9 protein-coding genes are annotated in these 7,105 nt (G+C 36.9%); 4 read left to right on the forward strand and 5 right to left on the reverse strand.

The window, feature by feature from the left end:
- Window positions 1-596 precede the first annotated feature (596 nt).
- From ACW8TM_RS10290 to ACW8TM_RS10305, 4 genes are all read right to left on the reverse strand, one after another.
- Window positions 597-1,046 carry a class I SAM-dependent methyltransferase gene (locus tag ACW8TM_RS10290; protein ID WP_491533203.1) on the reverse strand — a complete coding sequence of 150 codons (450 nt, stop codon included), beginning with the start codon at window positions 1,044-1,046 and terminating at the stop codon, window positions 597-599.
- 208 nt (window positions 1,047-1,254) lie between these two features.
- Window positions 1,255-1,635: a PaREP1 family protein gene (locus ACW8TM_RS10295; protein ID WP_491533204.1), complete on the reverse strand. Its 381-nt coding sequence runs from the start codon at window positions 1,633-1,635 to the stop codon at window positions 1,255-1,257.
- A 726-nt stretch (window positions 1,636-2,361) separates the two neighbouring features.
- Complete coding sequence (locus ACW8TM_RS10300; protein ID WP_491533205.1) at window positions 2,362-2,784, reverse strand: hypothetical protein; 423 nt, start codon at window positions 2,782-2,784, stop codon at window positions 2,362-2,364.
- Window positions 2,785-2,789: 5 nt separating this feature from the next.
- Entirely contained in the window at window positions 2,790-2,945 is a 156-nt protein-coding gene (locus tag ACW8TM_RS10305; protein ID WP_491533206.1) for a hypothetical protein, read from the reverse strand.
- Between the two features lie 351 nt (window positions 2,946-3,296).
- On the opposite strand from ACW8TM_RS10305, the gene ACW8TM_RS10310 reads away from it, so the two are divergent.
- The 4 genes from ACW8TM_RS10310 (at window position 3,297) to ACW8TM_RS10325 (ending at window position 5,217) form a co-directional block, all read left to right on the forward strand.
- Window positions 3,297-3,602 carry a hypothetical protein gene (locus ACW8TM_RS10310; RefSeq protein WP_491533207.1) on the forward strand — a complete coding sequence of 102 codons (306 nt, stop codon included), beginning with the start codon at window positions 3,297-3,299 and terminating at the stop codon, window positions 3,600-3,602.
- 312 nt (window positions 3,603-3,914) lie between these two features.
- Window positions 3,915-4,139, forward strand: coding sequence for an AbrB/MazE/SpoVT family DNA-binding domain-containing protein (locus ACW8TM_RS10315; protein ID WP_491533208.1), 225 nt, complete (start codon window positions 3,915-3,917; stop codon window positions 4,137-4,139).
- Between the two features lie 10 nt (window positions 4,140-4,149).
- Window positions 4,150-4,929, forward strand: a complete 780-nt coding sequence (locus tag ACW8TM_RS10320; protein WP_491533209.1) for a sulfite exporter TauE/SafE family protein — start codon at window positions 4,150-4,152, stop codon at window positions 4,927-4,929.
- A gap of 63 nt (window positions 4,930-4,992) precedes the next feature.
- Window positions 4,993-5,217 carry a hypothetical protein gene (locus ACW8TM_RS10325; RefSeq protein ID WP_491533210.1) on the forward strand — a complete coding sequence of 75 codons (225 nt, stop codon included), beginning with the start codon at window positions 4,993-4,995 and terminating at the stop codon, window positions 5,215-5,217.
- A 649-nt stretch (window positions 5,218-5,866) separates the two neighbouring features.
- Here the strand turns inward: ACW8TM_RS10325 and ACW8TM_RS10330 are convergent.
- The gene (locus tag ACW8TM_RS10330) at window positions 5,867-7,009 is read right to left on the reverse strand and encodes a hypothetical protein (protein WP_491533211.1); all 1,143 of its coding nucleotides are present in this window, start codon (window positions 7,007-7,009) and stop codon (window positions 5,867-5,869) included.
- Window positions 7,010-7,105: the final 96 nt, after the last annotated feature.

The following is a 7,105-nucleotide window of genomic DNA, read 5'->3' on the forward strand; positions in this document are numbered from 1 at the left end:
ACTCTTCTTCTTTTTAGAAAGCCCATCATGAAGAGTCTTCTAAGAAGATTTGAAACATATTATCTCGGGAGATCAAGCTTGTTAGCAACATCTATTGATCTAAATTCCTTTAAATCTAATTCATTCAAGCGTATGAGAAAGGTTCTGAAATCCAAATTCGTCACCACATTTGTAAGACGAATTTTAGTTTATGAGTTTTTTCTCTTGGAAGAATTGGAATGAAATGGAGTTGAGAAAATTAGATCGTAAGATATGTTTGTTCAACTTGAATTTATTAGGATAGTTTATGGTTTTCTTCAACATAATCTTAATACATTTAGATTTAGTTGAATATTAGAGGTCAATAATTAATCCAATTAGCTCATTTACTAGAGGTTTTAATGGGTTGAGTTAAAGATGAGTTTCTTCTAAAAGACTTATGTTCTTAGCTTAAATGATTTTCTCAAAAATGAATATGTAACATGAAGCCTCAATAAATAGTTTCATAATGTTTAAGTGATAGATTTTTATCTTCTTTCTTAAGATGAAGCCTATCTTCTGAAATGTCTTTTGAAGATATTTTATTGTAACTCTCATGTTTACATAGTCGTAACCTATCAGCCTGAATATTTTTGACTGTATCTTTTAGGCATAATCCATAGTAAAGGCCACTTACTATGAGGCTCGAATATATATTGGAGATTTAGTGATTGTACTATGGATATCCCGCCAGGTCTCAGAATCTTGTAAAGCTCTTTAATACACTGCTTAGGTCTTTCAAGATGCTCCAATAAAGATATAAGAAGAACACAGTCAATAGACTTCTCACGAAAGGGTAGGTGATGAGCATCAGCACATATTCTCTCAACATACAATTCCCTAAATTCTCGTAATAATCGCACTTGAATATCCAATGCTATTACTAAGCAACCTTCACCAGCTATTGTCCTACTAAAAACACCTCTACCACAACCAACATCAAGAATCACTCTAGCACTATTAATGTGACTCCTAAAACTTTCTAAATATCTATCTGTCCTCTCAGAATACAACCCAAGCTTATCCATTAAATCAAAAAAGCCCTACTAGGTAATAAGTATTAATCAACTTAGCCTTTAAAGCTGAAATTGTGTTTAATTTTGATTCAAACTCCTTAACACGGTCATGAAGATAATCTAACTCAGCTATCCCGAAGAATAGGTGAAAGCGGTTCACTATATTAATTCTCTATTAACTTGAAGGAAAGAGCCAAAAGTTAACTATCCGATAATGGTCTCAGAGTATCAGTGATTCAATATCCTGTATGAGCTTCTTGACTTTGTCCATCTCTGTCCTCAATTGCTCTAAGTCTATTATGCCTTCATAGAATGTCTCGCCGTGGAGGACCTTATATCTTGCCATGTATCTGTCTAGGAGGCCTAGCTTTTCAATCCTTCTATCCTTCTTCTCCAATTCTCTTAGCATTTTTCTTCTCTCGAAGTGGCTTGAAGGCAGTTTTTCAGCATATTTAAGTATTAGTGCGTTTATTGCCTGAACCACTGCATTCCATGCCTTTTCAGCGGAGTCTCTTAAGCCTAGAATGTCTTCCTTAGCTATTGCAGCTTCAAACTCCTTGCTGGCCCTATAATAGAAGTCCTCAGCTATTTTAATGAGCATACTACTCTCCAACTCTACCAGCACCCATCACTATAACTCGGCTATAGCTTATAAAATATTTGTCTCCACAAGTTAAAGTCTAGATTTTATAAATTATGTTTAATTTTGATTTAAGCTCTTTGACATGAGTATAGAGGTAAGATAGCTCGTCTAAGAAAATTAATTAACTTGTCATACTCCTCCAATAAATCTTCAACTTCAATTAAAAGCTAGTGGTAGACATCAGATATACTCTCAAAGAGGGAGACTTAAAGTAGAATTGAATATGCTCACCATTCTATTAACGAAAATCATCAATTGCACGTATATTCACCTTATCAGAAATCAATTGATAAAGATATTTTAAATGATAGCATAATAAGAGTAATGAATTAAATAACAATTATTTATGTGGTGGATAGAACCAGTTCCATGGCTTTAAAGGGTTATCGCTACTTGATATAGTATCCTATTGCATAGTATTTAAAGCCTAACCTCTTCAAGCCGTACCGTGATGAAGATCTCCGCTACTTTTGTAGCTTTTGTTTCTTTCGTAGCTGAGAACTGGGACGATTCATCTAGTAAAGGATGCCAGAAAATTATTCACAATACTTGAAATATAAAGCCAAAAACCATCACGAACAACCCTACTAACACTCAATACAATTACACTATTAAGCTAATCTATAGAAATAATTTAAAACTGCTTAGGAAAGGTTTCAAGCCATCACATTAAATTTCATGGCTTCATATTCTTTGAGAACTCTTTCTAACTATATGTGGTGGATCACTGATATGTCTCCAAAAGCCCTCCTTAAACTTTATGACTTGTATTCCTAATTCATCTATAGTTATATCGGTTATTAGTGGTTCAGTCAAATTCTCATCAACAGCTAAATATGCATATGTATGTGAAAGCTTATTACCCTCCCCATCTAGAAGTTCTAACACAACCTTCTCCTTGGATATGAAGCTATGTGTTCGACCTGAAGCTAATTCAACCTCTATTAAGTCGAAGTCTTCATCTGAGAAGCCTAATATTAATGCAGTTTCAGGGTCTACTACTATTACTGGCTCTTCACTCTCAGCTCCACTATTAACCAGCACTACAAGCTCACTCGATCTATTAACATTTTTACGTACTATTCTAACTTTAACCCTTACAACCACGATTATTACTCCTTAGCCACATATCTTCTAATAATCTTATACTTTCCATATCTCAACTTCTTATTCTTCACTATGTTCACTCTACCCTCAACTATAAGCTTAAGTATATTTCCACTTAAAACTATCTTTTCCCTCCCTCTTTTAGTCTTAAAGACCCCCATACAGTACAGCTCCAAATAAGTAAAAGCAAACAAAATATAAAAAGTATGTTAAAGCTTTGTGTATAAAAGATATATTAAGAGATAAACTAAACACCTTAAAATTTTCAGATCAATCCAAATCCTCTAAACTACATACTCCAAGGACTCTTACATCCCTATCTTCTGCAAAGACTATGATGGTAGTAGCTTTTCACTAAGAAAGCTTGTCAGCAAACTTAACATCCCTTTCTAACACCACTTCCCAAGCTAGAAGTCATAAACATAATATCTCCATTAATATGTAAAGAACAATTATCATATTACATCACATATCCATGTATTAGGTTCAGGTTTGAATGGCCAAAAATGCTAATGTCTAGTAGATCTATAAAATCCGTTCTGACTATCCGTTGCCTGACTGCTCGTTCTGACTGCTCGAAAACTATTGTGGAAAAATCTATAAGAACAGCCTCCGAACTCGACCTCTCATCATGTGATGCATACTTGATTGAGCTTGCTGAAGAGCTGAACATATCTAAAATATATAGTGTAGATGAAGAGCTGTCTAAAAAGGTGAAAGAAATAGAAGTGATAAATCCCATACCATCAGATGTAATGAAAGAATACCACAGCTACATGGAGAAAAGATTAACAAAAGTACAATCAAATAATAAATAATCTTTCTTCGAAGCCATTTAGGGAGCTCAGATAAGCTAGTGATATTGGAGTGGTGCTGAAGTTGAGAGAGCTGGATGAATAGTGGCGAAGGTGAATCCAAGAGGAACATCAAAGGGTCTCACTCTAGAAGACCTCTATAGGGATTATATATCAGCCATTAGGATCCTCAAATCGAGGCTGGGACAACCCTCAGAGCCTGTCCATCCTTTATCTTTCGGTTGCATTGTTAAAGAGCTTGGCAGAATAATAGAAACCAAATTATATTGGTTTCAAACCAAAACATTTAATAGAAAATTTTGACGATTTCTATCTATGCAAATAGACCTTGACGAAGTTGAGTATATTACTGAGACTACACTTACTATTAGAGGCACGAGAAGGCGCACGACTGTTCCAAAGGAAATAGTTGATCATTTTGGATTAAAGGACGGAGACAAAATAAGATGGATACTTTTCAAAGATAACACCTTGATAATTGTTCCTAAAATAGACAAATCTGCAAAATCGAAATCAAACAAGAAAGTTTTCAAAAAATAAGGTGAATACAATGATAATATTCTTTCTAGTTTTAATTATGGGCTTTTTCGCACAATTTATTGATGGCACATTGGGAATGGGTTATGGTGCTTCTTCTTCATCCCTCCTAATAGCCGTAGGATTCACTCCAGCCATAGTTTCAGCGTCTATACACACATCAGAAATATTCGCCAGCCTCGCCTCGGGCCTATCCCATCTAAGATTCGGAAACGTCAACGGCAAAATAGCTCTACCACTAACCTGCACCGGTATCATTGGAGGAATCCTCGGCGCATACTTCCTATCAAATTTGTCGGGCGAGTTAGTGAAGCCCTTCGTTGCAATAATACTGTTAGCTTTGGGAATCAGAATTTTTCTAAGATTTTTCTGGAAAAACACAAAATTAGCTGAAGAAGATTTCTCCCATAGTTTTCTATTGTTTTTAGGATTTATAGGAGGCATGGTGGATGCTTTCGGCGGAGGTGGATGGGGGCCAATATGCACTTCCACTCTTGTATCTGCAAATAAGACTGAACCAAAATATGTTATAGGCTCTGTAAACATTGCGGAATTCTTTACAACAATAGCTATAGTCTCCACCTTCGGAGTAACCTTAGGCTTTGAAAATTTTCTCTGGAATATTACCATTCCATTAATTATCGGCGGCGTTATAGCCGCTCCATTAGCCGCCTACACCTGCAAAAAAGTGTCTCCACACATTTTAGGCTCACTAGTAGGCATAATCCTCGTAATCCTAAATATGTGGACTCTAATCAGCTCCTTATCAAAACTATTTTGCGGAATATTTTGAGGCTAATTAAAGAACAGAAGGTACTTCTCTACGATCCACCTAGATGCACTGGATGCTGCCACTGTGAAATCACATGTACCTACTATCACTTCAACAGCTAAGCCTAGAAGAGGCTCATCTGCACATGCAGTTCAACGAGAAAAGCGGCGAATTCGAAGCTATATACTTCCAACACTACGGCAACCGGTATGCGTAGCCGTCTGCCCAAACGAAGCAGCAATAAAAGATGAAGAGACTGGAATCGTACAGATTAATCCATTACGATGTATAGGCTGCAAAACATGCTAGTTGCTTGTCCGCTCTTGGCGCCATGGCTCACATTGACTATAGAGTTTCGATGAAATGCGACTTCTGTTATGGCGACCCGAAAGCCTATGAGGAAAAACGAATGAGGAGATAGGGAGGGAAATTCTGGAGGAGATGGGCTCTATCCCATATGTGGCCGAATATTGGGAGCTTATAATTAATCCAACAATAACCTAAATCCAACTAGGCGATAGGCGTCAACCAACTCATTTATTGGATGCTTAAATTGGTTAAGCTAAAGATGAGTTTTCTTATGAAAGAAGTACTGTTTATTTTGATTCAAGCTCCTTGACATAGTACTGGGATTATTCAACTCAACCGTCCAAAGGAAATAGGCTTTTCAAACTATGGTGAATAGTATTTCTTGAAGAAAAGTGATTTCAATTTTATCTAACCAGGTTCAGTATAGCCAGTTAATGCGAATTAGATTAATAAGATTTAAATCACAGTGTAATGGAGATGAGGAATTAAATTAACCATATTCATGTCATGGATAGAGCTCAAGATTTCCTTAACCACAGTATTAGGGGTTGGCTTTCATGAGAGATGAATGGAATGAGCTTGAATAAGGCATTATTGAGCTCACTTGACAGAGCTAGGTTGATAGACATGTTCATGGAAAATCGGCTTTCTAGTTACTTTTCAATGACTTTAATAACTTCTCTAACATCTTGAATGCTTCTCTAGATGCATGAATTCTCTCGATTAATGCCCATTCTTTATCATCTCCATACACTTTCATTAGTCTGTCGAAGATGGGTTTACGCCTTAGCACCTCTAGGTATCCCTTGAACTCTTTATGCACTTTCTTTAGTACTGATGTAAGTCCCTTTAATTCTGTTCGCAGATATTCCCTGTCGTAGTATTTGGCAATAGTTTCCCTGATCCAGGCCTCCCTGCTAGGTGTAACCATAACTTCTAGCATTGTAGGAGTTATGGGCTCCCTAAACTTGATTAGGCTGAGGGCTATCTCCTTAGTTAAACGCTTACCAGGTAACTGGTCTAGAAGGGCAAGTGAGGATAGATATGCGGTATGACCTTGCACAACGGCATCATATAGATCTAGCAACTTGGTTCCTCTGAGTATATGCATAAGCATATTTATGACGCTTTCTAGCTCTTCAAGATGCTTCTCGAGTATTGTGTGAATATATAGTGGATCAGTGTACATTCTTTCAGTATGTTGCAGTAGATCATACACGTTGCGTAAGTAGTATAGCAGGTTTCTGACATACCGAGAAGAATGAACGAGGGAAACAGTATACACATTAGAAGCATAGTACTCCTCAAAGTTCCCTCTGCCTCGGCTATCAACAGCTATACCACGACACGTAAAGTTGGTTGACCCGTAATATGAAAATCTATATGCAACCTTCTCATCTATACAGAAATGTATCCATATGATGAACTTAGCGTGATTCAGAAACTCTCGCCAATGGTCATAGACTACGATATAGCAACAATCCCTGAGAGAGTCTAGGAAACCTTTATGGTAACTGAAGTTGGGCATACAGTTAGGTGAAACAGTTCTAATCAGGCAGATTGTACTCGTTCCATATCCAGTAGCAATACTCCTCAAAACATCGATAAGCTTCCTAATCCCCATTCTACCATTGACGATAGCTAACTCAGAAAAGATATAGCTTGAAATGTAAACTACACTGACAAAACTATGGTTCGCACTCCTACAATCCCTACACCTTCTCTCTACAACCTCGAAAAGCCTTCCCAATCTTCTCGAAGGCCCATGGTCAAAAGGTTCCTTAATGATCATGGCGCCTCCACCAATACACTCTCACATTATGCATAGTCCTAGAGCAAAATTCAACCCTATTCATTAAGTTACTTGAAAACCTAAACAAACGCCCAA

The organism is Candidatus Culexmicrobium sp., from assembly GCF_058356305.1.